This is a genomic window from Pukyongiella litopenaei, assembly GCF_003008555.2.
GTDB lineage: Bacteria > Pseudomonadota > Alphaproteobacteria > Rhodobacterales > Rhodobacteraceae > Pukyongiella > Pukyongiella litopenaei.
The window spans coordinates 3,213,713-3,239,322 of record NZ_CP027665.1 but is presented as its reverse complement, the minus strand read 5'-3'; the positions used below and the strand labels follow the sequence as shown (position 1 = coordinate 3,239,322).

At 66.1% G+C, this 25,610-nt stretch carries 21 protein-coding genes; 12 read left to right on the top strand and 9 right to left on the bottom strand.

Annotated features, from left to right (window positions below; translation table 11 throughout):
• Window positions 1-13 precede the first annotated feature (13 nt).
• Entirely contained in the window at window positions 14-3,436 is a 3,423-nt protein-coding gene (locus C6Y53_RS15925; protein WP_106473337.1) for an indolepyruvate ferredoxin oxidoreductase family protein, read from the bottom strand.
• Window positions 3,437-3,605: 169 nt separating this feature from the next.
• Between C6Y53_RS15925 and C6Y53_RS15920 the strand changes: the two genes are divergently transcribed.
• The 7 genes from C6Y53_RS15920 (at window position 3,606) to C6Y53_RS15890 (ending at window position 11,785) form a co-directional block, all read left to right on the top strand.
• Window positions 3,606-4,523 carry a LysR family transcriptional regulator gene (locus tag C6Y53_RS15920; protein ID WP_106473336.1) on the top strand — a complete coding sequence of 306 codons (918 nt, stop codon included), beginning with the start codon at window positions 3,606-3,608 and terminating at the stop codon, window positions 4,521-4,523.
• Between the two features lie 372 nt (window positions 4,524-4,895).
• Window positions 4,896-7,178 carry a mechanosensitive ion channel family protein gene (locus C6Y53_RS15915; RefSeq protein ID WP_106474145.1) on the top strand — a complete coding sequence of 761 codons (2,283 nt, stop codon included), beginning with the start codon at window positions 4,896-4,898 and terminating at the stop codon, window positions 7,176-7,178.
• 71 nt (window positions 7,179-7,249) lie between these two features.
• A complete protein-coding gene (locus C6Y53_RS15910; RefSeq protein ID WP_244614856.1) occupies window positions 7,250-8,320 on the top strand; it encodes a BamA/TamA family outer membrane protein in 1,071 nt (356 codons plus the stop codon).
• Between the two features lie 168 nt (window positions 8,321-8,488).
• Window positions 8,489-9,289, top strand: coding sequence for an ABC transporter ATP-binding protein (locus tag C6Y53_RS15905; RefSeq protein WP_280178362.1), 801 nt, complete (start codon window positions 8,489-8,491; stop codon window positions 9,287-9,289).
• A 36-nt stretch (window positions 9,290-9,325) separates the two neighbouring features.
• Window positions 9,326-10,045, top strand: coding sequence for a transporter substrate-binding domain-containing protein (locus tag C6Y53_RS15900; protein WP_106473334.1), 720 nt, complete (start codon window positions 9,326-9,328; stop codon window positions 10,043-10,045).
• Window positions 10,046-10,097: 52 nt separating this feature from the next.
• The gene (locus C6Y53_RS15895; protein ID WP_106473333.1) at window positions 10,098-10,982 is read left to right on the top strand and encodes an ABC transporter permease; all 885 of its coding nucleotides are present in this window, start codon (window positions 10,098-10,100) and stop codon (window positions 10,980-10,982) included.
• Window positions 10,979-11,785 (top strand): ABC transporter permease, encoded by an 807-nt coding sequence (locus C6Y53_RS15890; RefSeq protein ID WP_106473332.1) that lies wholly within the window; start codon window positions 10,979-10,981, stop codon window positions 11,783-11,785. The genes C6Y53_RS15895 and C6Y53_RS15890 overlap by 4 nt, the downstream gene beginning before the upstream one ends.
• Before the next feature lie 39 nt (window positions 11,786-11,824).
• Here the strand turns inward: C6Y53_RS15890 and C6Y53_RS15885 are convergent, their stop codons facing one another.
• On the bottom strand, window positions 11,825-12,304 hold the full coding sequence (locus C6Y53_RS15885; protein WP_106473331.1) for a GatB/YqeY domain-containing protein: 480 nt from the start codon (window positions 12,302-12,304) through the stop codon (window positions 11,825-11,827).
• A gap of 185 nt (window positions 12,305-12,489) precedes the next feature.
• On the opposite strand from C6Y53_RS15885, the gene carA reads away from it, so the two are divergent.
• Together carA and C6Y53_RS15875 are read left to right on the top strand one after the other, a co-directional pair.
• Window positions 12,490-13,665, top strand: a complete 1,176-nt coding sequence (gene carA / locus C6Y53_RS15880) for a glutamine-hydrolyzing carbamoyl-phosphate synthase small subunit (protein ID WP_106473330.1) — start codon at window positions 12,490-12,492, stop codon at window positions 13,663-13,665.
• Window positions 13,666-13,778: 113 nt separating this feature from the next.
• On the top strand, window positions 13,779-15,674 hold the full coding sequence (locus C6Y53_RS15875; protein WP_106473329.1) for a glycosyltransferase: 1,896 nt from the start codon (window positions 13,779-13,781) through the stop codon (window positions 15,672-15,674).
• Window positions 15,675-15,684: 10 nt separating this feature from the next.
• On the opposite strand, the gene C6Y53_RS15870 is transcribed toward C6Y53_RS15875, so the two are convergent.
• Window positions 15,685-16,326 carry a GntR family transcriptional regulator gene (locus C6Y53_RS15870; protein WP_106473328.1) on the bottom strand — a complete coding sequence of 214 codons (642 nt, stop codon included), beginning with the start codon at window positions 16,324-16,326 and terminating at the stop codon, window positions 15,685-15,687.
• Between the two features lie 113 nt (window positions 16,327-16,439).
• On the opposite strand from C6Y53_RS15870, the gene C6Y53_RS15865 reads away from it, so the two are divergent.
• Both C6Y53_RS15865 and C6Y53_RS15860 read left to right on the top strand, forming a co-directional pair.
• On the top strand, window positions 16,440-17,084 hold the full coding sequence (locus C6Y53_RS15865) for a pyrimidine 5'-nucleotidase (protein ID WP_106473327.1): 645 nt from the start codon (window positions 16,440-16,442) through the stop codon (window positions 17,082-17,084).
• Window positions 17,085-17,163: 79 nt separating this feature from the next.
• On the top strand, window positions 17,164-18,360 hold the full coding sequence (locus C6Y53_RS15860) for a UbiH/UbiF family hydroxylase (protein ID WP_106473326.1): 1,197 nt from the start codon (window positions 17,164-17,166) through the stop codon (window positions 18,358-18,360).
• A 58-nt stretch (window positions 18,361-18,418) separates the two neighbouring features.
• Here C6Y53_RS15860 and C6Y53_RS15855 read toward each other — a convergent pair whose 3' ends face one another.
• The 3 genes from C6Y53_RS15855 to C6Y53_RS15845 all read right to left on the bottom strand — a co-directional run bounded on the left by C6Y53_RS15855 (window position 18,419) and on the right by C6Y53_RS15845 (window position 20,534).
• Entirely contained in the window at window positions 18,419-19,546 is a 1,128-nt protein-coding gene (locus C6Y53_RS15855) for an aminotransferase class V-fold PLP-dependent enzyme (RefSeq protein WP_106474143.1), read from the bottom strand.
• 77 nt (window positions 19,547-19,623) lie between these two features.
• The gene (locus C6Y53_RS15850) at window positions 19,624-20,082 is read right to left on the bottom strand and encodes an Lrp/AsnC family transcriptional regulator (protein ID WP_106473325.1); all 459 of its coding nucleotides are present in this window, start codon (window positions 20,080-20,082) and stop codon (window positions 19,624-19,626) included.
• Window positions 20,079-20,534, bottom strand: a complete 456-nt coding sequence (locus C6Y53_RS15845; RefSeq protein ID WP_106474142.1) for an Lrp/AsnC family transcriptional regulator — start codon at window positions 20,532-20,534, stop codon at window positions 20,079-20,081. The genes C6Y53_RS15850 and C6Y53_RS15845 overlap by 4 nt, the downstream gene beginning before the upstream one ends.
• Before the next feature lie 135 nt (window positions 20,535-20,669).
• Between C6Y53_RS15845 and ilvC the strand changes: the two genes are divergently transcribed.
• Window positions 20,670-21,692, top strand: a complete 1,023-nt coding sequence (ilvC, locus tag C6Y53_RS15840; protein ID WP_106473324.1) for a ketol-acid reductoisomerase — start codon at window positions 20,670-20,672, stop codon at window positions 21,690-21,692.
• 108 nt (window positions 21,693-21,800) lie between these two features.
• Here ilvC and C6Y53_RS15835 read toward each other — a convergent pair whose 3' ends face one another.
• The 3 genes from C6Y53_RS15835 to thpR all read right to left on the bottom strand — a co-directional run bounded on the left by C6Y53_RS15835 (window position 21,801) and on the right by thpR (window position 25,608).
• Entirely contained in the window at window positions 21,801-23,198 is a 1,398-nt protein-coding gene (locus C6Y53_RS15835) for an FAD-binding oxidoreductase (RefSeq protein WP_106473323.1), read from the bottom strand.
• A gap of 22 nt (window positions 23,199-23,220) precedes the next feature.
• Window positions 23,221-25,011 carry a gamma-glutamyltransferase gene (gene ggt / locus C6Y53_RS15830; protein WP_106473322.1) on the bottom strand — a complete coding sequence of 597 codons (1,791 nt, stop codon included), beginning with the start codon at window positions 25,009-25,011 and terminating at the stop codon, window positions 23,221-23,223.
• 66 nt (window positions 25,012-25,077) lie between these two features.
• Window positions 25,078-25,608, bottom strand: a complete 531-nt coding sequence (gene thpR, locus C6Y53_RS15825; protein ID WP_106473321.1) for an RNA 2',3'-cyclic phosphodiesterase — start codon at window positions 25,606-25,608, stop codon at window positions 25,078-25,080.
• Between the last annotated feature and the right edge of the window lie 2 nt (window positions 25,609-25,610).

The window sequence follows — 25,610 nt, the reverse complement described above, 5'->3', positions numbered from 1 at the left end:
GGATCATGACAGCCTATTCCGCCGCCTGTGCCGTGCCCGCGCCCCCCGAACGGATCACCGACAACAACTCCTCGCGCCGCTTGGCCGCCCGGGCCTCGCTTGCCTGCTTGACCGGACCAAAGCCGCGGATCTCCAGCGGCAGCGCCGCGAGCGCGATCACCGCGTCTCTCGTGTCGGGCGTGACCTGCGCCAGCACCGTGCTCATGTCGCGTTCATACTGCCTGATCAGCGCCCGTTCCATACGGCGCTCGGCGGAATAGCCGAAGATGTCCAGCGGGGTGCCGCGCAGCCCTTTCATATGCGCCAACAGGCGCAGCGGGCCAGTCATCCACTGGCCGAATTCGCGCTTTTTCGGGCGCCCGTCCGGATCCTTGCCGCCCAGGATCGGCGGCGCGAGATGGTAGGTCATGCGAAACGCGCCGTCGAACTCCGCCGCCGCCTTTTCGCGGCTCGACAGCAGCAGCCGGGCCACCTCGTATTCGTCCTTGTAGGCCAGCAGCTTGTGATATCCTTTCGCCACCGCTTCCTTCAGTCCCGCATCGTCGATCCCGTCAACGAGCTTGCGATAGCGTTTCGCCAGCCGCCTGCCCTGATAGGCCACCAGCTGTTCGGCGCGGAAGTCGATCTTCTGATCCAGGGATTTCGGTTTCTCGACCACGGTCGACGGCGCCGACAGTTTTCCGGCCTCTTCCGGATGCAGCACCGCCCAGCGGCCGATTTCGAAGGCGCGCAGGTTGCGTTCGACCGCCGCGCCGTTCAGTTCGATGGCCTTCGCGAGCGAGGCGTGGCTCAGCGGGATCAGGCCGCGCTGCCAGGCCGCGCCGAACACCATCATGTTCGAGAATATCGAATCCCCCATGGTGACGCGGGCCAGTTCGGTGGCGTCGAACAGGTCCAGCCGGTCCCGCAGGCGCGCCTGCAACGCCACCTCCAGCCGGTCGGTGGGCAGCGCAAACTCGGTATTGCGGGTGAAATCACCGGTGATGATCTCGTGGCTGTTGACCACCCCGCCGGTGCGCCCGGTGCTGGTCAGGCCCAGCGTCTTGGCCCCGGCGCTGACCACGAGGTCGCCGCCGATCAGCGCATGTGCCTCGCCGGTTGCCACGCGGATGGCGCTGATATCCCCGGGTTTCTCGGCCAGGCGACAATGGATATGCACCGCGCCGCCCTTCTGGGCCAGCCCCGCCATTTCCATCATTCCGGCGCCCTTGCCGTCGATCTGGGCCGCCTGCGCCAGCACCGCGCCGATGGTCACGACACCGGTACCGCCGACCCCGGTGATCACCACGTTGTGGGTGCCGTCGATGGCGGGCAGTTCGGGCATGGGCAGATGCGGCAGGTCGAGCTCGGCCGTCGCGTTCTTGCGGATCTTCGCGCCCTCAAGCGTCACGAAGGACGGGCAGAACCCTTTCAGGCACGAGAAATCCTTGTTGCAGGACGATTGGTCGATGGCGCGCTTGCGGCCAAGCTCGGTTTCGCTGGGCACGATCGACACGCAGTTCGACTGGACCCCGCAATCGCCGCAGCCCTCGCAGACATCGGTGTTGATGAACACCCGCTTGTCCGGGTCCGGAAACAGACCGCGCTTGCGGCGGCGGCGCTTCTCGGCGGCACAGGTCTGGATGTAGACGATGGCGGATACGCCCTGTTTCTGTGCGAAATCCTTCTGCACCTGCATCAGCTCGGCGCGTTCATGCATCCGTACGCCCGACGGAAAGGCGGATTTGTCGACATCCTCCTTGGCGTCATAGACCACGGCGATTTCTCTGACCCCCATCGCCTTGATCTCGGCCACGATGCGGGGCGCGCTCAGATCGCCTTCGTTCGGCTGGCCGCCGGTCATCGCCACGGCGTCATTGTAGAGGATCTTGTAGGTGATGTTGGTGCCAGCGGCCAGGGCGGCGCGGATCGCCTGCACGCCCGAATGGTTGTAGGTGCCGTCGCCCAGGTTCTGGAACACATGCGCCCGGTTGGAGAACGGAGCCTCGCCGATCCAGTTCGCGCCCTCGCCCCCCATATGGGTGAACCCGGTGGTGTCCCGGTCCATCCACTGCACCATGTAGTGACAGCCGATCCCGGCATAGGCGCGGCTGCCTTCGGGCAGGCGGGTCGACGAGTTATGCGGGCAACCGGAACAGAAATAGGGCAGCCGGGCGGCGATATCCTCGGCATTGTCGGCCCGCCGCGCCTCGTCGAGCGCGGCCAGACCGGCGCGGATCCCATCGGTCTCGCGGCCCTCCTCGATCAGGATTTCGCCCAGTTTCTGCGCGATCCAGATCGGGTCCAGCGCACCGCGCGTCGGGAACAGCTCATCGCGGTGCATACCGCCGGCGCCGCCCTTGTACCAGCCATAGACGCGCCGGCCGCGCCGGTCGTCAAAGATCGCCTCCTTGACCTGCACCTCGATCAGCTTGCGCTTTTCCTCGACGATCACGACCAGGTCCAGCCCCTCGGCCCAGGCATGGAACCCCTTCATGTCCAGGGGAAAGGTCTGCCCGACCTTGTAGGTGGTGATCCCCAACCGCTCGGCCTCGGCCGCGTCGATATTGAGCAGGCTCAGGGCGTGAACCAGGTCCAGCCAGTTCTTGCCCGCGGCGACGAACCCGATCTTTGCGCCCGGCTTGCCCCAGACCCGCTTGTCCATCCTGTTGACATGCGAAAACGCTTCCGCGGCGAAACGCTTGTAGTCGATCATCCGCGCTTCCTGCGCGGTCGGCGTATCCACCAGCCGGATATTCAGCCCGCCCTCGGGCATGTCGAAATCCGGCGCGGTGAGCTGCATGCGGTCGGGCCGGCCATCGACGACCGCGGTGGCCTCGATCGTGTCCTTCATCGTCTTCAGCCCGACCCAGAGCCCGGAAAACCGGCTCAGCGCCCAGCCGTAGATGCCGTAATCGAGGATCTCCTGCACGCCCGCCGGGCTGACCACCGGCATGTAGGCATCGACCAATGCCCATTCCGACTGGTGCAGCACGGTCGAGCTTTCGCCCGTGTGATCGTCGCCCATCGCCATCAGCACGCCGCCATGGGGTGCGGTGCCGGCCATGTTGGCATGGCGCATCGGGTCGCCGCTGCGATCGACCCCCGGACCCTTTCCGTACCACAGGCCGAACACGCCATCGAACTTGCCTTCGCCGCGCAGTTCGGCCTGCTGGCTGCCCCATAGCGCGGTGGCCGCGAGGTCTTCGTTCAGCCCGTTCTGGAAGGTGATGTCATTGCCGGTCAGCAATCCGGCCGCCCGCGTCATCTGCAGATCGACCGCGCCCAGCGGCGAACCGCGATACCCGGTGACCAGCCCCGCCGTGTTCAGCCCCGCCGCGCGGTCGCGCGCCTTCTGCATCAGCATCAGGCGCACCAGCGCCTGGGTGCCGTTGAGAAGCACCGGACTCCTGGTCAGGTCGAATTTGTCGCTCAGCGAAATATCCTGAATTGTCATCTGGCTCCTCCCCGGACGTGACAGAACGCAGCTGGATACCCGCATAATAGGTCATAAACGCTGACCTGCATAGGAAAATATCCGCGGCCTTGCGTGCTATTCGGCTATTGCATAGCTACTCTGCAGATCTTTCATATAGGATCGCTGCGACAAACCGAAAGTTATCTCCATGGATTGGGACAAGCTCAGAATCTTTCACGCGGTGGCCGATGCGGGCAGCCTGACCCATGCGGGCGACCGGCTGAATCTCTCGCAATCGGCGGTCAGCCGCCAGATCCGTGCGCTCGAGGAATCGCTGAACAGCACCCTGTTTCACCGCCATGCACGCGGGCTGATTCTCACCGAGCAGGGTGAATTGCTGTTCGACGCCACGAAATCGATGGCCAAGCGGCTCGAAGCCGCCGCCGCGCGCATCCGCGACAGCGAGGAAGAGGTGTTTGGCGAGCTGCGCGTGACCACGACCTTCGGCTTCGGCACGCTCTGGCTGGCGCCCCGTCTGGCCAAGCTTTTCGAGAAATACCCCAATCTCAAGATCGACCTGATGCTGGAGGAACGCGTGCTCGACCTGCCCATGCGCGAGGCCGACGTGGCCATCCGCATGAAGGAACCCAGCCAGGCCGACCTGATCCGCAAGAAACTGATGTCGGTGCAGATGCTGCTGTATGCGTCGCGCAGCTATCTCGACAGCACCGGAATGCCGCAGACGCTCGAGGATATCTCGCAACACCGGCTGATCTGCCAGAACACCCGGTCGGATCAGGTCAGCGCGGGCGCGGCGCTGGTCCAGAAACTGATGGGCCACAACCCGCATTCCATGCTCATGGTGAACAATTATTTCGGCGTCCTGCAGGGCGTTTCGAACGGGCTGGGAATCGGCGTTCTGCCCGACTACATCACCCAGGATTTCCCCCAGCTCGTACATATTCTGCCCGAAATCCAGTCCGCCGACGTGCCGGTGTTCCTCGCCTATCCCGAGGAATTGCGCCATTCGAAGCGGATCGCCGTTTTCCGTGACTTCGTCCAGGACGAGATCATCTCGCACCGGAAAAAGCAGCGATTACAGGGCACTGCACAAGCCATGCACTGAGCGCATAGCGGGTTTTCACGCGACCGGGCGACTCAAGTCTTGATCGGGACACGCGGCGAACCTAATTGCATTCATGAAGACGATGATTTCATCATCTTCATACCTCCCTGTTGGACTTCGGCCGAGCTTAGTGCTCGGCCTTTTTTTTGCGCTGTTCCGATCTCACCATCGACGCCCGCGGCCATTCCGGTCAGGCGATCCGCGACGCGACTGGTTTGATCGCAGCCTCACCGATGATGGCCGGCAATGCCAGCAACAGCCGTGTTCGTCCTGCCGCATATCCCGGTATTGCCGCGCAAATAGCCGTGCATTTCCCATCCGCGCCGCTATCCTGTGCAGAAAACAAAGAACAAACAACACGGGAGCATCGCCATGTTTCGCGCAATCCTTCTCTGGCTCGTTCTGGCCGCCGGCCTGACCCTGACCGGGGGTGTCGTCCACGCACAGGGCGAAACGGCGACCGCCACCACCGAACTGCCCGACCCGCTGACCAGGGAGGCCGTGCATGAACTGGTCGCGCGCATGTCCGACGACCAAGTGCGCCAGTTGCTTCTCGAACGTCTCGACGCGGTGGCCGAGGCCGAAGGGGCCGGGGCCGACCCGTCGCCACCCGCCACCCTGTTCTCGGTCGGCCGCGATACGGTCCTTGCGCTCGGCAGTTCCTGGCTGAGCGTGATCACCAACGTGCCGACGCTGCTGTCGTCCCAGGCCGAGGTGTTTCGTACCTTCGCGGCCCGGTTTGCGCCCGGTGGCCTGCTGACACTGGCGGGGTTCATCCTCGTTGCACTGGCGGCAGGCTATGCGGCCGAACGGGGCGCGCTGGCGCTGCTGCGCCGTTGGTGGAGCGGCCGGGCCACGACCCAGGGCGGCGACCTGTGGGGCACGGTGCGGTTCCTGTTCCGGCGCTTCCGCCACGAATTGCTGGGGCTTGCCGTCTTCTATGTGGTCACGCGCATGGTCGGTCGGGCGCTGATCGACACCGAGATGCTGCAATTCGCGGCACCCTTCATGTTCTACCTGGTCTGGATCCCCCGGCTGGGGGCGGCCGTATCCCGGTTCGTGCTGGCGCCGGACCAGCCGAAACTCCGGCTCGTGAACGCAAACGATCGCTGGGCACGCTACCTGCACCGCAACCTGATCGGGCTGTTCCTGCTGACCGGGTTCACCATCTTCATCGTGCGCTTCAACGTGCTGAACGGCATGGTGCCCGACGACACCCGGTTCGGGTTCTGGCTGAACACGGCCGTGCATATCTACATCATGCTGATCGCCTGGACCGCCCGCAGCGGGCTGGTCGACATCATGCGCGGACCCGAGCCCGACCTGACCCGGTTCGAGGAAAACGTGGCGCGCCGGTTTCCCCATTACGTCGTCGGCGTATCTGTGGTGATGTGGCTCGTGTTCGAGATCATCGTCGCGCGCGGCACGGCGCAGCAGATGGCCCTGCTGGGTCAGGGCGCGCATTACTCCACCATGTTCTGGCTCATCCTGGCGCCGCTGCTGGATACGCTCGTGCGCGGCGTGGTGCAGCATGTCCAGCCGCCGATTATCGGATCGGGCCCGACCGCGCAGGCGGCCTATCGCTCGGCTCGCCTCAGCTATGTCCGTGTCGGCCGCGTGATCGTCTGGGCCTTTGCCCTGCTGATGGTCGCCGCCGCCTGGAACATCAACCTGCGCGCGCTTGCGTCGCAGCACGTGGGCGAATCCCTTGGCGGCAACCTGATCGAGTTCGCGCTGATCGCGGCGGTCGGCTACATCGTCTTTGAACTGGTGTCTCTCTACATAAACCGCCGGCTGGCGCGCGAGCAGACCTCGTCGGTTTCCGAGGACGTGGCCGAAGCCGGCGGCGAAGGCGGCGGCGCGGGCGGGTCGCGGCTCGCCACGGTGCTGCCGCTGCTGCTGGTTTCCGCGCAGACGGCCATCGCGGTCATCTTCGGGCTGCTGGCAATCGGTGCGCTGGGGATCGACATCACGCCGCTGCTGGCCGGTGCCGGCATCCTGGGGCTCGCGATCGGGTTCGGCGCGCAGAAACTGGTCACCGATGTGGTGTCGGGCATCTTCTTCCTGATCGACGATGCCTTTCGCGTCGGGGAATACGTGGATGTGGACGGCAGCACCCGCGGCACGGTCGAGAAGATTTCGATCCGGTCGATGCAGCTGCGCCATCACCGCGGGCTGGTCCACACCATCCCCTATGGCGAGATACCGAAGCTCACCAATTACAGCCGCGACTGGGTGATCATGAAGCTGATGTTCACCGTCACCTTCGACACCGATCCCAACAAGGTAAAGAAGATCTTCAAGAAGATCGGCGCGGAGATGATGGAGGATCCGCTCTACAAGGACGATTTCCTCGAACCGTTCAAATCGCAGGGCGTGTTCCAGTTCGATGACGTGGGCATCGTCATGCGCGGCAAGTTCATGGCCAAGCCCGGCACCCAGTTCACGCTGCGCAAGGAGATCTACAACCGCGTGCGGCGCGAGTTCGCCGAAAACGGGATCGAGTTCGCCCGGCGCGAGGTTCGCGTCGCGATACCGGGGCTTGAAGATCACCACGAATTGTCCGACGAACAGAAGACCGCCGTCGGCGCGGCGGCCGCCGGGGCCGTTCAGTCGGCGGTGGAAGAAGCACAGGAACAGCAGGGCAAGACCTGACCCGCACCCGGATGACGAAAGCAAAACCCCGAGCGAGGACAGGCTGGCGCGCGGCGGCAGGACTGGCGCTGATGCTGCTGGCCCCCCTGCCCGTTTCGGCGGGGTCGGGGATCGTCGACGGGCAGGCCGCCACTATGGAACATGCGGCGGGCACGCCCGAATACGGGGTCCGCGACGGTTCGCTCGTGGTGGCCCCGATCCCCTTTTCCAACCCCACCATCGGGTCGGGCCTGGTGCTGGGCGCGGGGTATCTGTTCAATCTCGATCCCGCCTCCAAGCCCTCGATGGTGGGCATCGGCGGATTGTGGTCGGACAATGGCAGCCGCGGCTATGGCGTCAACATCAGCCTGGCGTTCGCGAACAATCGCTGGCAGGTCCATGGCTTTCACGGCAAGGCGGGGCTCAACTACGATCTCTACACGCCGCTGGGCATCCTGCCGATCCGGCAGGACGGGCGGCTGTCGAAACTGGGCCTGTCCTATGGGGTCAATCACGACCTTTCCTTCGGGCTGACCCTGCGCCATCTCGATACCAGCATCGAACAGAAGCTGATCCCTCTGCCCCCGCCTTTCGACCGGGACATCGATCTTGAACTGCTGAACATCGGTGCGGTGGTCGACTGGGACACCCGCGACGACACCATCTATCCCCGATCCGGCCACCGCCTCTATGCAGAGGCGTCGCATGGCGAACCGCTGCACCAGACGCGCGGTCGCGACTATCGCAAGGGCTATGTCAATTTCGACCTCTTCCGGCCGGTGGGGGATCATGGCGTTTTCGCGGCGCGGTTCTCGGCCTGCGCCGCCGATGACGAAGCCCCGTTCTTCGACAAATGCGCGCTGGGTCTCAACGACGGTTTCCGCGGCTTTTCGGTCACCCAGTTTCTCGACAACCGGTCGGCCTCGTTGCAGGTCGCATACCGCCACCGGTTCGGTGACAGACTCGGCGCGGTGGCCTTTGCCGGCACGGGCGATGTCGGCCCCCATTACGAAACCTTCGGCGAAGGCGGGTTGCACAGCGCCGGCGGTGTCGGCCTGCGCTACCGCGTGTCGCGGAAATTCCCGGTGGATTTCGCCGTGGATGGCAGCCGCAACAACCTGGGGGAAAACACGCTCTATATCTATGTGGGCCAGCGGTTCTGAATCGGGCCCGGGCCACCGCCCGGCAAGGCAATCGGTGGCTGCCGGTTTGTCCGCCATGGGCACCATTTCGGCAACCCGATCCGCGCTTTCCACCGCATTGCGCATTGCATTGATACGGAATTTCGGTCCAATTGTCGTCTGACACGCACAAAAGCCGGAACCGCGACATTGACGATCGACAAACCTTCCTTCCACGCCGAGGAAACCCCGGTGCTCCAGATCCGCGATCTGCACAAGGCCTATGGGGAACTCGAGGTGATCAAGGGGGTCGACATCGTCGCCCATCGCGGCGAGGTGGTGTCGCTGATCGGATCGTCGGGTTCGGGCAAGTCCACGATCCTGCGCTGCGCCAACCTGCTCGAAGACAGCCAGCAGGGCGACATCCTGTTCAAGGGCGAACCGGTGCGGTGGAAAGGCGGTGGTCATGGCCGCATGCCGGGCGACCCGAAACAGGTGCTGCGTATCCGCACGAACCTGTCGATGGTGTTCCAGCAGTTCAACCTGTGGGCGCATATGACCATCCTGCAGAACGTGATGGAGGCGCCGTTGACGGTGCTTGGCCGCGACCGGGCCGAGGTCGAGGCGAGCGCCCGCAAATATCTCGACAAGGTCGGGATCGGCGACAAATGCGATGCCTACCCGGCGCAACTCTCGGGTGGGCAGCAGCAGCGCGCCGCGATCGCCCGCGCCCTGTGCATGGAGCCCGAGGCGCTCTTGTTCGACGAACCCACATCGGCGCTCGACCCCGAGCTTGAACAGGAGGTTGTCCGGGTGATCAAGGATCTCGCCGCCGAGGGCCGCACCATGCTGATCGTCACGCATGACATGAAGATGGCCGCCGATGTATCGGACCATGTGGTGTTCCTGCACCAGGGTCTGATTGAAGAACAGGGGGCGCCGGACCGGCTGTTCGGCGCGCCCAATTCCGAACGCCTGCGCGGGTTCCTTTCCGCGACCCAGGCCGCCTAAACTGATGACCACCCAAAACCAACAGGGAGAAAACACATGAAAAACCTGATCATGGGCACCGCAGCTCTTGCACTCAGCGCGGGACTGGCCTGGGCCGACACCGTGCGCATGGGCACCGAGGGCGCCTACCCGCCCTACAACTTCATCAACGACGCCGGCGAGGTGGACGGGTTCGAGCGCGAACTGGGCGACGAGCTGTGCAAGCGTGCCGAACTGACCTGCGAATGGGTCAAGAACGACTGGGATTCGATCATCCCCAACCTGACCTCGGGCAATTACGACACCATCATCGCGGGCATGTCGATCACCGCCGAGCGTGACGAGGTGATCGATTTCACCCAGGACTATTACCCGCCCACCGTGTCGTCCTATGTCGCGGCTTCGGACGGCGTTGACGTGACCGGCGGCGTGGTCGCGGCGCAGGCCACCACCATCCAGGCCGCGCATGTGGCCGAATCGGGCGCCACGCTGGTCGAGTTCGCCACCCCCGAGGAGACCATTGCCGCGGTGCGCAACGGCGAAGCCGACGCGGTGCTGGCCGACAGGGACTACCTGGTGCCGATCGTCGAGGAATCGGGCGGTGACCTGGTCTTTGTCGGCGACGTGCCGCTGGGCAGCGGCATCGGCATCGGCCTGCGCGAAAGCGACACCCAACTGCGCGGGAAATTCGACGCGGCGATCACCTCGATGAAAGAGGACGGGTCGCTGAACGAACTGCTCAAGAAGTGGTTCGGCGAAGACACCACCACCTACTGATCGAAACCGGACGGGCCCGCCACGCGCGGGCCCGTGACGATCCGGGGGCCCGATGTTCTCGTTCTGCGCCGATCCCAGCACGCTCGACACGTTCCGATGGTTTTCCTGCTACCTGACCAACGGCGTGCACATGTCCTTCTATACTGCCTTCCTAAAGGTGCTGCTGCTGCTGGCGGTCACCGCGCCGGTGGCGTTGGGTTTCGGTTTTCTCGGCGCCATGGCCGCGCGGTCGCATTTCGCGCCGGTGTCGTGGCTGGGCAAGTTCTACATCGCCATCGTGCGCGGTGTCCCCGACATAGCGTTCTTCCTGTTCTTCGTGATCGCGCTCGACCAGCTGTTCGAATGGCTGCGGCACGAATGGAAATGCCCCGACTGGCAAGACCCGATCCGCCAGGGATCGGATTTCATCGTCTGTTCCGCGGCCAAGCTGCCGCTGTCCACGGCGCCGGAATGGATGCATGAAACCTATGGCTTCATCCTCGCGGTGATCACCTTCTCCATCGTGTTCGGCGCCTTCGCCGCCAACGTGCTCTATGGCGGGATGCGTGCCGTGCCCAGGGCGCAGCTCGAAACCGCCGCCGCCTATGGCATGAACCGGCGGCAGACATTCTGGCGCATCCTGGTGCCGCAGATGTGGGTCTATGCCCTGCCCGGCCTGTCGAACCTCTGGATGGTGCTGATCAAGGCGACCCCGCTGCTGTTCCTGCTGGGGATCGAGGATATCGTCTATTGGGCGCGCGAACTGGGCGGCACCAAGACATCGCGCTTTACCGCCTACCCACATGGCGACTGGCGGATGTGGTATTTCCTGTTTCTGCTGGTCTTCTATCTCGCCTTCACCCGGCTGTCGGAGATCGTGCTCGAACGGATCATGCAGCGGCTGACGCTGGGCCAGGCAACGGCCGGCGGCGAAGCGCAACGGAAGGCGGCGGCATGAGTTGCTGGCAGACAATCCAGGATTACGGCCTGCGGTCGATCGGCATCGGCGAACGGCTGTTGCCGCGCGAGGATTTCACGCTGTGCGAACATTTCACCCTGATCGGTTCGGGGATGATCTGGAACGTCTATTTCGGGGTGATGGCGCTGATCACCGGGTTCTTTCTGGCCACCGCCGTGGCTGTGGCCAAGAGCTCGAGCCGGCGCATTCTCCGCAAGCCGGCCGAGTGGTTCGTCCTGCTGTTTCGCGGATCGCCGCTCTTCATCCAGTTCTTCTTTGCCTATTTCCTGTTTCTCAGCCTCAAGAGCGTCAACCCGTTCTTCGACCCGTTCACCGCCGCCTGGCTGGGCGCGCTGATCGTGCTGTTCCTGAACACGGCCGCCTATTCGGCCGAGATCTTCCACGGCGCGCTGCGGTCGATCCCCAAGGGCGATATCGAGGCGGCCGATGCCTATGGCATGTCCGGCTGGCCGCGATTCCGACGTATCATGTGGCCGACCATGCTGCGGCTGGCCTGGCCTGCCTATACCAACGAGGCGATCTTTCTGTTCCACGCCACCACGCTGGTCTATTTTTCGGGCTTCCCGGCCTGGCAGCAACGCGGAGATGCGCTCTATTACGCGAGCTATTTCGCCGACAAGACCTTCAACCCGTTCGTCCCCTACCCGATCCTCGCGGGCTATTTCATCCTGCTGACACTGGTGATCGTCGGGGTGTTCGGGCTGATCAACACGCGGCTCAACCGCCACCTGCCGACGGAACGGCGGGCCCGGATGCGGGTGCGCCCCAACCTGATACGCTAGCCGGGCTGCCCCCGGGCGATGGGGCAAAAAGGCTGGCGATCAGCCGCCCTGGCCGTTGCCCGCGCAGAGCCGGTCCTTGACCATCGGGCCAACCTTGCCGAAATCCATCTGCCCGGAATAGCGGCCCTTCAGAGCCGCCATGACCCGCCCCATGTCGCGAATTGATCCGGCGCCGGTTTCCTCGACGACCTTGGCGATCGCCGCGGCCACCTCGTCGGAATCGAGCTGCCGGGGCAGGAACTCTTCGATGATCTCGATTTCCTGGCGTTCACGCTCGGCCAGATCCAGCCGCCCGCCCTCTTCGTAGGCGCGGGCGCTCTCATGTCGCTGCTTGGCCATCTTGCCCAGGATCGCCAAAACGTCCGGGTCCCCGATCGCCTCTTCCTTGCCGGCGCCCCGACCGGCGATCTCCTGATCCTTGATCGCGGCACAGACCAGCCGCAGGGTCGAAAGCCGCACGGTTTCCTTATCTTTCATCGCCTGTTTCAACGCAGCATTGATGCGCGCCCGGATCTCCATCTGACTTTTCTCGCCTCATCAGGTTTCGAAGGCTTCGACATTAATCAATCGCTCACGCTGTTTCAACCGGACCGAAAACAGCTAACCCATTGATTTATAATGAACTGCATAAAAACATCCTGTCTCTTGACCGTCGCGTCCCCGGGGCATAGACATCCACCGATTTGCCCTGCCGGAGAAACGCCATGGCCACGACCGCCCAAGCCAAACCCACCGCCGCGCTGGCGCTTGCAGATGGCACGGTGTTTTACGGACGCGGGTTCGGCGCGACCGGCCAGGTCGTCGCGGAATTGTGCTTCAACACCGCGATGACCGGCTACCAGGAGATCATGACCGATCCCTCCTATGCCGGGCAGGTGGTGACCTTCACCTTCCCCCATATCGGCAATGTCGGGGTAAATCCCGAAGACGACGAAACCTCGGACCCGGTGGCCGAGGGCATGGTGGTGAAATGGGACCCGACCGAACCGTCCAACTGGCGCAGCGCCGGTGGCCTGTCGGACTGGCTGGCCCGGCGCGGACGCATCGCCATCGGCGGTATCGACACGCGCCGTCTGACCCGCGCGATCCGCCAGCAGGGCGCGCCCCATGTGGCGCTGGCCCATGACCCGGAGGGCAATTTCGACACCGCAGCCCTGGTTGACGCGGCCCGCGGCTTTGCCGGTCTGGAAGGCATGGATCTCGCCCGCGAGGTCACCTGCGCACAGAGTTACCGCTGGGACGAGATGCGCTGGGCCTGGCCCCAGGGTTACCCCCGGCAGACCGCGCCCAGCCACAAGGTGGTGGCGCTGGACTATGGCGCGAAACGCAATATCCTGCGCTGCCTCGCGCAGGCGGGTTGTGACGTGACCGTCCTGCCGGCCACCGCCACCGCCGCCGAGGTGCTGGCGCATGAACCCGACGGGGTGTTTCTGTCCAACGGCCCCGGCGACCCGGCGGCGACCGGCGAATACGCGGTGCCGATGATCCGTGAGATCCTGGACGACACCGACCTGCCGATGTTCGGCATCTGCCTCGGGCACCAGATGCTGGCGCTGGCGCTGGGGGCGCAGACGGTCAAGATGAACCACGGCCATCACGGCGCCAACCACCCGGTCAAGGATATCGACACCGGCAAGGTCGAGATCACCTCGATGAACCACGGGTTTGCCGTCGACGCCCAGACCCTGCCCGACGGCGTCGTGGAAACGCATCGTTCGCTCTTTGACGGGTCCAACTGCGGTATCCGCGTGACCGACCGCCCGGTCTGGTCAGTTCAGCACCACCCCGAGGCCAGCCCCGGCCCGCAGGACAGCTATTACCTGTTCGAACGTTTCGCCGAGGCTATGGCCACGCGCAAGACCTCCAAGGCACCGGCCTGACCGCCCCACGGCGCGACACGGCAAAATCGATTCGGTTCCGCCAGAGTTAACCGCGGATTAACCTTGGCCCCCCAGTCTGGCGCGGTTTGAACCCGTGCGCCGGGGCTATCCGCATGAACCTCGCCGATCTCAGACTGTCTGACCCGCGTCCGGCGGCGCGCCCGGACCCCGCCCGGCGCAAGCCGCTGGGCCGGCATCTGGTCGATGCCGGCGCCATCCGGCCCTCGCAGCTGGTCCAGGCGCTGGATCTGCAGGCCCGCCTCGATGCCCCCCTGGGGGAAATCCTCGTTGCCGAAGGCTGGGTCGGGGCGGATGACGTGCAGCGCGCGCTGGCGGAACAGCACGGGATCGGCCATGCCGATTTCAGCGCCCGCCCGCCCGATCCGCGGCTATGCGCCCGCATGGACCGGCGTTTCTGGATCCGGCACCGGGCGATTCCGTGGTTCTCGATGGGCGGAACGGTTTTGATCGCCACCAGCCGGCCCGACCGGTTCACATCGCTGCAGGCCGACCTGACCGGTGCGTTTCCGACCGCGTTGCCCGTGCTGGCAACCGCCATCGACATCGACGCGGCCATAGCGCGACACTACGCCCGGGACCTGGCCCGCGATGCCGGCACGCGGGTCGAACCCCGGTTCAGCTGCCGAAACCGGGACCGGGGCAGCAGGCTGATCCTGCCCGCCAGCCTCGCCACGATCATCGCCGCCGCGATCCTTGCCCCGGTCGGAACGCTCACCGGGGCTACGGTGATCGCGACGATCACGCTGCTAATGTTCGCCGCGCTCAAGGCGTTGGGGTTTCTCTGCCACCTGACGGGACAGTCCCACCTGACCGCACCGCAAACGCCGCCCCGCACTTTGCCCCGCGCATTACCCGGCCGGATGCCAAAGATTTCGGTTCTCGTTCCGCTCTTCCGCGAACGCGAGATCGCCGGCGCGCTGGTGCGCCGGCTGGCCCGGCTGAGTTACCCCAAGGCGCTGCTCGATGTCATCCTCGTGCTCGAAGAGAAGGACACCGTGACGCGCGAAACGCTGGCCCAGACCGCCCTACCCCCGTGGATGCGGGTGATCGAGGTTCCGGCCCACGGCCCGCTGACGACGAAACCGCGGGCGATGAACTATGCGCTGGATTTCTGCCGTGGCGACATCATCGGTGTCTGGGATGCCGAGGATGCGCCCGTGCCCGACCAGCTCGAACGGATCGCGTCACGCTTTGCCGAGGTTCCCGAGGACGTGGTGTGCCTGCAGGGCATTCTCGACTATTACAACCCGCGCACGAACTGGCTGGCGCGGTGTTTCACCATCGAATACGCCAGCTGGTTCCGTGTGGTTCTGCCGGGCATCGCCCGGATGGGCCTGGTGGTGCCGCTGGGGGGGACGACGCTGTTCTTCCGGCGCGACAGGCTCGAGGAGCTTGGTGGCTGGGATGCCCATAACGTGACCGAGGATGCGGATCTGGGCCTGCGCCTGTGCCGGGCCGGGTATCGCACCGAAATGATCGACACCGTCACCTATGAAGAGGCCAATTGCAGGCCGTGGCGCTGGGTCCGGCAACGGTCGCGCTGGCTCAAGGGGTTCATGGTCACCTGGGCGGTTCACATGCGGCAACCGGGACGGCTGTGGCGCGACCTGGGCGCGTGGAAGTTCTGGGGCGTGCAGGCGTTTTTCCTCGGCACGTTGTGCCAGTTCCTGCTGGCGCCGGTGTTGTGGTCGTTCTGGCTGCTGTTCCTGGGGTTCGGGCATCCGGTGGCCGATCTGCTGCCACCCGCCCTGGTCACCGCTCTGATCGGGGTGATGCTGGCCGCCGAACTGCTGACCATCAGCATCGGCATGACCGCCTGTGCCTCTCCCGAACGGCGCTTCCTGATGGGCTGGGCACCGACGATGATGCTCTATTTCCCGCTGGGCACACTGGCCGCGATGAAAGCCCTGTGGGAGCTTCTGACCCGGCCATATTTCTGGGACAAGACCCAGCACGGGCAGGCCCGGGCCGATCTTCCGCTGGGTTGACCGGGCGGTGTCAGCCGTCGGACGCGTCCTGTTTCAGCCGCGTCATGAACGCCACCGAAATATGATCGCGCAGCGCGGTCTCGGCGCCGCTTTCGTCGCGTTCGGCGATTGCGGTCACGATCCGCTTGTGTTCGGCCTGCGCGATCTCTCCGCGCCCCTCGGCCGCCAGCGATGTGGTGGCCATCAGCGCCATCGAGCGATGCACCAGGTCCAGTTGCTGCACCAAGTAGCGGTTGTGCGAGGCAAGGTGGATCTGCTTGTGAAACCGCCTGTTGGCCCGCGCCAGCGCGGCCGGATCGCCGACCAGCGCATCGTCGGCACCGACCATGTCGCACAGCACGGTGATCTCCTCGGCATTGGCGTGCCGGGCCGCGAGCCGCGCCGCCAGCCCCTCGAGTTCGCGCCGCACCACATAGAGCTCGGCCATCTGGTTGTGATCGAGCGACGCGACGATCAGCGACCGCCCGTCGCGCGCCAGCAACGACTGCGTCTCCAGCTTTTGCAGCGCCTCGCGGATCGGGGTTCGCGACATGCCGAAACGATCCGCCAGGTCGCTTTCCACCAGCCGGTCGCCGGGTTTGAATACGCCCATGTCGATCGCATCGAGGATCAGCGAATAGGCGTCGGTCGGGCTGGGCTTGGCGCGGGTCATTCAGGGGCTTTCACTGGGCAGATCGCGGATTGCCCCACCCTAGGGCCCGCGGCACCGGGCGATCAACCCCGCACCCGTTGATCCCGCCGCCGGGGCGGCGTAAGACCGGCCCCATGCCACGCACCTCGTTTTCCCATGTCACCTGCTGGGTGTTCGACCTCGACAACACCCTCTATCCGCCGCAGGCCCGCCTGTTCGACCAGATCGAGAAACGCATGACCGCCTGGGTGATGCAGGCGCTGGACGTGGACCCGGCCGAGGCAGACCGGCTGCGCCGCCACTACTGGAAACGCTACGGCACCACGCTCGCCGGGCTGATGCAGGAACACGGCGTCGATCCCGGCCCCTACCTCACCGATGTGCATGACATCTCGCTCGATCATCTCGAACGGGATACCGAGCTGGCGGCGCGGATCGCCGCGCTGCCGGGCCGTCGGATCGTCTATACCAATGCCTGCGCGCCCTATGCCGAACGGGTGCTGGCCGCACGCGGGCTCGACGGGACCTTCGACGCCGTCTACGGGATCGAACACGCGGATTTCCGCCCCAAGCCCAGGCGCGACGCCTTCGAGGCCATCTTTGCCCGCGACGGCGTGGCGGCAGACCGCGGCGCCATGTTCGAGGACGACCCCCGCAACCTGGCCGCACCGCATGCGATGGGGATGCGGACGGTCCATGTGGCCCCGGCCCCCCATGACGCCGACCACATCCACCATCACACCGACAATCTGGCCGAGTTTCTCGGCCGGGTCGGTTGATCCGGCACAAGGACCGGGACAGGATGCCACCTGGCCCCGGGCCGCGGCGCGGTCCAGGATGCGGGCGAGGAGACCCGAGATGAACGACAGCTGCGACATTCTGGTTTCAGGCGGCGGCATTGCCGGGCTGACGGCGGCGGCGGCCTTCGGCGCGGCTGGGTTCTCGGTCATCTGCGTCGACCCGGCGCCGCCGGTGACCGAACGCGATGCCGAAGGCTCGGACCTGCGCACGACCGCCTTCCTGCAACCGGCCCGCGACCTGCTCGACCGCGCCGGGCTCTGGGACCGGCTGGCGGACCACGCCGCCCCGCTGCAGGTGATGCGGATCATCGACGCCGGCGGCGCCACCCCCGAACCGCGCGTGGTGCGCAATTTCGATGCCGCCGACATCTCGGACCGCCCGTTCGGATGGAACCTGCCCAACTGGCTGCTGCGCCGCGAAATGGTGGCGCGGCTCGGCGACCTGCAGACCGTGGATTTCCGCCCCGGCACCGCGACCGTGTCGCTGTTCACCCGCATGGGCGAGGCCCGGGTCGGCCTGAGCGACGGCACCCGCGTGACCGCCCGGCTGGTGCTGGCCGCGGACGGGCGCAGTTCGCCGATGCGCGATGCCGCCGGGATCGGTATCCGCACCACGCGCTACGGACAAAAGGCGCTGGCCTTTGCGGTGACGCATTCCGCGCCGCATGACAACGTCTCGACCGAGATCCACCGCTCGGGCGGGCCGTTCACGATGGTGCCGCTGCCGGACTGGCAGGGACAGCCCTCCTCGGCGATCGTGTGGATGGAACGCGGCGCGCGCGCGCTCGACCTGCTCCGGCTCGACGACACCGCGTTCGAGGCCGCGATGACGGAACGGTCTTGCGCGCTGTTCGGGCCGCTGCGGCTGGCCTCGCGCCGAACCCTCTGGCCGATCATAAGCCAGCATGCCGAACGGCTGACGGGCGAACGGCTGGCGCTGATGGCCGAGGCCGCGCATGTGGTGCCGCCGATCGGCGCACAGGGCCTGAACATGAGCCTGGGCGACCTGCGCTGCCTGCTCGACCTGGCCACGGCCCGCCCCGACGGGCTGGGCGATTCCGCCATGCTCGACAGCTATCACAAGGCGCGGATCGGCGATATCCGGATGCGCGTGCGCGGCATCGACCTTCTCAACCGCGCCTCGATGGTCAGCGCACGCCCCCTGCGGGACGCCCGCGCCATGGGTCTGGGTGCGCTCTATTCCCTCCCCCCCGTCCGGCGCAGCCTGATGAAGATGGGGCTCGGAATGCGCTGACCGCATCCGGCGGCCACGCCTGCGCCAGCGAGGTCGCCCGCCGGGCGGACGAGCGCGCTCAGAACAACGCGTCGACGGCCGTTTTCAGCCGCGCCAGCGTGGCGGGCACGTCATAGAGCTTGTCCAGACCGAACAGCCCCAGCCGGAAGGTGCGGAAATCCTCGCCCTCGTCGCATTGCAGCGGCACACCGGCGGCAATCTGCAATCCCAGCGCGGCAAACTTGCTGCCGTTCTGGATCTCGGGATCGTCCGTGTAGCTGACCACCACGCCCGGCGCGCCGAAACCCTCGGCGGCCACCGGCCGGATCCCCTTGTCGCGCAGCATCGCCCGCACCCCGTTGCCCAGCTCCCATTGCGCGTCGCGCAGCCTTTCGAAACCGTAGTCGCGGGTCTCCGCCATCGTGTCCCGGAAGGCGCGCAGCGCATCGGTCGGCAGGGTCGCATGATAGGCATGGCCGCCGCCCTCATAGGCCGCCATGATCTGCCGCCATTTCTTCAGATCGAGGGCAAAGCTGTCCGACCCGGTCTCCTCCAGCCGCGCAGCGGCGCGGTCCGACATCATCACCAGCCCGGCACTGGGCGACGCGCTCCACCCTTTCTGCGGGGCCGAGATCAGCACGTCGACCCCGGTCTTGCCCATGTCGACCCAGGCCGCGCCCGAGGCGATACAGTCCAGCACCATCAGCGCGCCGACCTCATGCGCCGCCCCGGCCATCGCGGTGATGTAATCGTCGGGCAGGATGACGCCCGCCGCCGTTTCCACATGCGGGGCAAACACGATCCCCGGCCGCTCGGCCCGGATCGCCGCCACCACCTCGTCGATGGGCGCGGGCGCAAAGGGCGCGGGATGCTCATTGCCCTGGCGCCGCGCCTTCAGCACGGTGGCCTGCGCGGTCAGCCCGCCGGTCTCGAAAATCTGGCTCCAGCGATAGGAAAACCAGCCATTGCGCACCACCAGCGCGTTCTCATCCCGCGCGAACTGGCGGGCGACCGCCTCCATCGCATAGGTGCCGCCACCGGGGATCAGCGCCACCGCATCGGCCTTGTAGACCTCGCGCAGCATCTCCGAGATATCGCGCATCACCTGCTGGAACGCGGCGGACATGTGATTGAGCGACCGGTCGGTGAACACGACCGAAAATTCCTGCAGGCCATCGGGATCGACGGTATCGAGAAGGGCGGGCATGGCGGGCTCCTGTCTGGTTTCCGGCAGGTAACCCGGTTTCACCCCGAAAGGCAAAGGGGATCGCGCGGGCGGGCCGATCAGCCCAGCGGGCCGGGGCGGCGCTCCTCGCTCAGCAGCACGTTGGCCTCGACCTCGCCCGCGCCCGGCAGGGTCATGATCCGCCGCCGCAGCACCCGTTCGAAATCGGCCAGATCGCGCGCCACCACCCGCAGCCGGTAATCGTAGAGCCCCAGCACATGTTCCACCGTCTGCACCTCGGGAATGGCGGCGACCGCGCGTTCGAAATCCTCCAGGCTCACCCGTCCCTTGCGCGCCAGTTTGACGCCCAGGAACACGGTCACGCCGAACCCCAGCGCCTCGGCGTTCAGCCGCAATCGCCGGCCGTTCAGGATGCCCGCATCCTGCAACCGCCGGACCCGCCGCCAGGTGGCAGGCTGCGACAACCCGATCCGGCGCCCCAGCGCCCCCGCCCCCAGGGTGGCATCGCGCGCCAACAGACGCAGGATCGAGCGGTCCGTGTCGTCGAGATCGGTCATACCGGCAGCGCCTCGTCCCGCTTGACCCGCGCGATATGCATCAGCGATTCGATATCGGCGATATGCGGCAGGGTCAGGATGCGGTCGCGATAGAGCCGCTGATAATCCGCCATGTCCCGCGCGATCACCGACAGGCGCACGTCCACGCGGCCGAGGAAGGATTGGATCTCCAGCACTTCGGGCACCGCGCGCGCCGCGGCGATGAAATCGTCGAAGGCGCGGGGCTGGGTCTTGTCCAGCGTGAACCGCAGCGACACCTCGACCGCATAGCCCAGCGCCGCCCAGTCGATCACCGCCTCCTGCGCGAGGATGATGCCGCTTTCCTGCATCCGCTCCAGCCGGCGCCAGCATGTGCCGGGCGCGATCCGGCAGCGATCGGCCAGTTCGGCGGTGGAGAGGCTCGGGTCAGCCTGAAAATGGCGCAGAATGCGGCGGTCGATATCGTTCAGCATGATCTGATCCATATCCAAACTTTTCACGAATGAAAATTCCGAAGATGATCGATATTCCGCTTCCCGGATACTCAAACATCGCTGCCATCCGCCGTAGAACCACCCCAGACCACATATCAAGAAAGGAACGCCGACATGCGCGTCTATTACGACCGTGATTGCGACATCAATCTGATCAAGGACAAGAAGGTGGCGATACTGGGCTATGGCTCCCAGGGCCATGCCCATGCGCTGAACCTGCGCGACAGCGGCGCCAAGAACATCGTCGTGGCGCTGCGCGACGGCTCGCCCAGCGCGGCCAAGGCCGAAGGCGAAGGCCTGCAGGTGATGGGCATCGCCGAAGCCGCCGCCTGGTGCGACCTGATCATGTTCACCATGCCCGATGAACTGCAGGCCGACACCTATCGCAAATATGTGCATGACAACCTGCGCGAAGGCGCGGCCATCGCCTTTGCCCATGGCCTGAACGTGCATTTCGGCCTGATCGAGCCCAAACCCGGCGTCGACGTGATCATGATGGCGCCCAAGGGCCCCGGCCACACCGTGCGCGGCGAATACGTCAAGGGCGGCGGCGTGCCCTGCCTAGTGGCCGTGCATAACGATGCCTCGGGCAAGGCGCTGGAACTGGGCCTGTCCTATTGCTCGGCCATCGGCGGCGGCCGTTCGGGCATCATCGAGACCGATTTCAAGGAAGAATGCGAAACCGACCTCTTCGGCGAGCAGGCCGTGCTTTGCGGCGGGCTGGTCGAGCTGATCCGCATGGGCTTCGAAACCCTGGTCGAGGCAGGCTATGCCCCCGAAATGGCCTATTTCGAATGCCTGCACGAGGTGAAGCTGATCGTGGACCTGATCTACGAAGGCGGCATCGCCAACATGAACTACTCGATCTCGAACACCGCCGAATACGGCGAATATGTGTCGGGTCCGCGCATCCTGCCCTATGACGAAACCAAGGCGCGGATGAAGGCGGTTCTGGACGATATCCAGCAGGGCCGTTTCGTGCGCGACTGGATGGCGGAATGCAGCGTCGGCCAGCCGAGCTTCAAGGCGATCCGGCGCAACAACGACGCCCACCAGATCGAAGCCGTGGGCGAGAAACTGCGCGGCATGATGCCGTGGATCACCGCCGGCAAGATGGTGGACAAGCAGAAGAACTGATCCCGCAAGACGGATCGGAGCCAACCGGCCCCGGCGCTGCGGCGCCGGGGCCTTTTCGTTGCCTGGGCCGGATGGTAGGTTTCGCGCCGGGACGAAACCCCGGCGGCGTCAGAGGATCTTGCCGGGGTTCAGGATGCCCTGCGGATCGAGCGCCGATTTGACCGCGGCCATGTAACGCGTCGCGGGCCCCAGTTCGCGCTGGAGATAGGCGCGTTTGCCTTGCCCGATCCCATGTTCGCCGGTGCAGGTCCCATCCATCGAGATCGCCATGTCGTTGAGCCAGCCGACAAAGCTCTCGGCCCGTGCCACCTCGTCGGCGTCGTTCATGTCGATCATCGGCGTGGTGTGGAAGTTTCCATCTCCGACATGCCCCACGGTGGGCGCGAGCAGCCCCAGTTCCGCCGCCCTGGCCTCGGCCCGCGTCACCGCGTCGGCCAGCCGTGAGATCGGCACGCAGACATCGGTGGCCAGACCCTTGGCGCCGGGGCGCATCTGCAGCATCGCCCAGTAGAAATCGTGCCGCGCCTGCCACAGCTTGGTGCGCTCTTCGGGGCTGGTGGTAAAGGCAAACTCCTCGCCGCCGACATCGCCTGCCAGATCGCCAAAGGCCTCGGCCTGTTCGCGCACCGCGGCATCCGAGCCGTGGAATTCCAGCAGCAGCAGCGGCGTTTCGGGCAGCGACAGGTTGGAATAGGCGTTCACCGCCCTGACGCTCTGGGCGTCGATCAGTTCCATCCGCGCCACCGGGATGCCGAACTGGATCGTCGCCATCGCTGCCTGGCAGGCCGCGTCCACGGTCGGAAAGGAACAGCGCGCCGCCGACATCGCCTCGGGGATGCCATGCAGGCGCAGGGTGATTTCGGTGATGATGCCAAGCGTGCCCTCGGACCCCACCAGCAGCCGGGTCAGGTCATAGCCGGCCGAGGTCTTTTTCGCCCGCTGCGCGGTTCGGATCACGGTGCCGTCGGCCATCACCGCCTCGAGCGCGATGACGTTGTCCTTCATGGTGCCGTAGCGCACCGCGTTGGTCCCGCTGGCGCGGGTCGCCGCCATGCCGCCAAGCGAGGCATTGGCGCCGGGATCGATGGGAAAGAACAGCCCCTGATCGCGCAGGTAGGTGTTCAGATCCTCGCGGGTCACGCCCGGCTGAACCACGCAATCGAGATCGCCCGCATGGACCGCCAGCACCTTGTTCATGCGGCTCATGTCGATGCAGATGCCGCCGGCCGGCGCGTTCACATGCCCCTCGAGCGAGGTGCCGGTGCCGAAGGCGATGACCGGCACACCATGTTCGGCGCAGGTCGCGACGATGCCCGCCACCTCGTCGGTATTCTCGGGAAACACCACCGCATCGGGCGGCTGGTTGGCGATCCAGGTGGTGGTGTGGCCATGCTGCTCGCGGATCGCGGCCCCGGTCTGGCAGCGGTCCGCGAACCGCTGCGCGAGGATGCCCGTCACCGTTTCGATCCCCGCTTCGTTGCGCTCCAGCGCCATCGCCTGACCCATCGTCTTCTCCTGTTGGCCTGCCCTATTCGCCCAACGCTATACCTTCGCGGCGCGGATCGGCGCCACCCTTCAACCCGTCACGCAGATCGATCCCGTGCAGGCCCGACGTCAGGTCACGCAGGTTGACCTCGTAGCCCAGCGCCTCCAGATCCTGCTGCAGGGCCTCGGCCCCTGTTCCGATCTCGAGATCATATGTGCCGAACCGGTTGACCGCGTGCGGCAGCGATATCGCCTGCTGGATGTCGAGACCCCAGTCTGCCCAGGCGATGATGGTCGCCGCGACATAGCCGATGATCCGGCTACCGCCGGGCGATCCGATGGCCAGAACCGGCCTGCCGTCCTGCATCACGATGCTGGGGGCCATCGACGATCTGGGCCGCTTGCCCGGTTCGACCCGGTTGGCGATCGGTACGCCGTCGCGGTGACTGCGAAACGAGAAATCGGTCAGTTCGTTGTTCAGCAGGAACCCGCCGGTCATCAGCCGCGACCCGAACCCGTTCTCGATGGTCGTGGTCATCGACAGCACGTTGCCCTGCCCGTCTACGATCGAGATATGCGAGGTCGACGGCAGTTCGATCGACTCATCATCCGCCCGGTTCAGCGCGTGATCGAAGGCCGGATTGCCCGGCGTCACCTCGGGCAGCGCATCGTCACCCGCCAGCAGCCCGGCGCGTTCCTTCAGATAGGCGGGTGCGATCAGCCCGCTGGCCGGAACCGGAACAAAATCGCTGTCGGCCATGTAGCGGCCCCGGTCGGCAAAGGCCAGCCGCGAGGCATCGCCGATCAGCCGCCACGCCCCGGCATCCCCGGCCCCGAGCGCGGACAGGTCGTAATGGTCGAGCAGGCCCAGTATCTGCCCCACGGTCAGCGCCCCCGACGACGGTGGCCCCATGCCGCACACATCGTAGCTGCGGAACCCCGCGCAGGTCGCCGGGCGTTCGCGCACCTGGTAGAGCGCCAGGTCGACAGCCGACAGGACGCCGGGATTGCCTGGCGCGCCCTGCACCGTCTGCACGATCCCGGTCGCCACCGGACCGGCATAGAACCCCGCCGCGCCCTTGTCCGCCAGCATCTGCAGCGTCTGCGCATAGGCCGGGTTCTGCAGCGTGTCGCCCGCCTGAACCGGGTCGCCGCCGGGCAGGAAATACGCGGCCGTCGCCGGGAACCGGCCCAGCCGTTCGGCGTCGCCCTCGACCAGCCCCGCCAGCCGGGGCGAAACGGTGAACCCGTCCCTTGCCAGCCCGATTGCCGCATCGAACAGCGACGGCCACGGGCTGCGGCCCCAGCGACGGTGCGCCTCTTCCAGCAGCGCGGGCGTTCCCGGCGTGCCGACCGAGCGGCCGCCGACCACCGCATCGAAGAACCCCAGCGGCTCGCCGCTTTCATCCTGGAACAGCCGGGGCGTGACCGCCAGCGGCGCGGCTTCCCGCCCGTCCAGCGTGGTCAGTTCGCCGCTCGCCGCGTCGTACCAGACTAGGAATGCCCCGCCGCCCAGCCCTGAACTCTGCGGCTCGACCAGCCCCAGAACGGTCTGCACGGCGATCATTGCGTCCGCGGCGCTGCCGCCGGCCCGCAGGACCTCCGCGCCGGCTTCGACCGCCAGTGGGTTGGCCGCGACGACCATCCAGTCCTCCGCCTCGACGGGCCGGTTCTCGGCCTTGGCCCGCATCGCCGCCTGGGCCGCGTCCGATGCCCCGGCAAACGCTCCGGCGGTTGCCGCCTCGGGTGCCACGCTGTCCGCGGTTTCCTGCGCGGAAACCGGCAAGGCCAGCAGAGCCGCCACGGCGGCCCATCCGATCGCTTTCGGTGTCATCTCCCCCTCCCCTGGGCTGCGAGTCGCCGTCGATCTTAACCCCGCAACCTGGGCTTGCAATCGCGATCACCCAAGGTTGTATCCGGCAAGCATGTCGTGAACCGCCCCGTCGGGCCGCAGGATCGACCGGTAGAGCCCGAACCCCGTCGCGCGAAAGCCGGGCAGCGGCGTGGCCCCATGTGCGGCGATGAACCCGCCCAGCCCCGCCGCGTCCCCGGCGCCGAACCGCGCCAGGGTGACATGCGGGTGGAACCGGCGCCGCGGCAGCTGCATCCCCGCGCGCCGCGCCGCCCCCATGACCGCGCGATGCAGGTCGGACAGTGCGGTATTCGGCGCGATATCGGCATAGAGCAGGCGGGGCCGGTCGCCGCCGAACACGCCCAGCCCGGCCAGCGTCAGGTCGAATGCCGCCGCGCCCAGATCCCCGAGTTCGCCATGCAATTCCTCGAGCGCCGGTTCGGGCTGGTCATCGAGAAAGGCCAGCGTCAGGTGCAGGTTCTCGCGCGGAACGCGGCGGCCGCCGGGCAGCCGCGCCTGCAACGCCGCCAGCGATGCGGCAACCGCATCGGGAACCGGAATGGCGACGAAGGCGCGCAAGG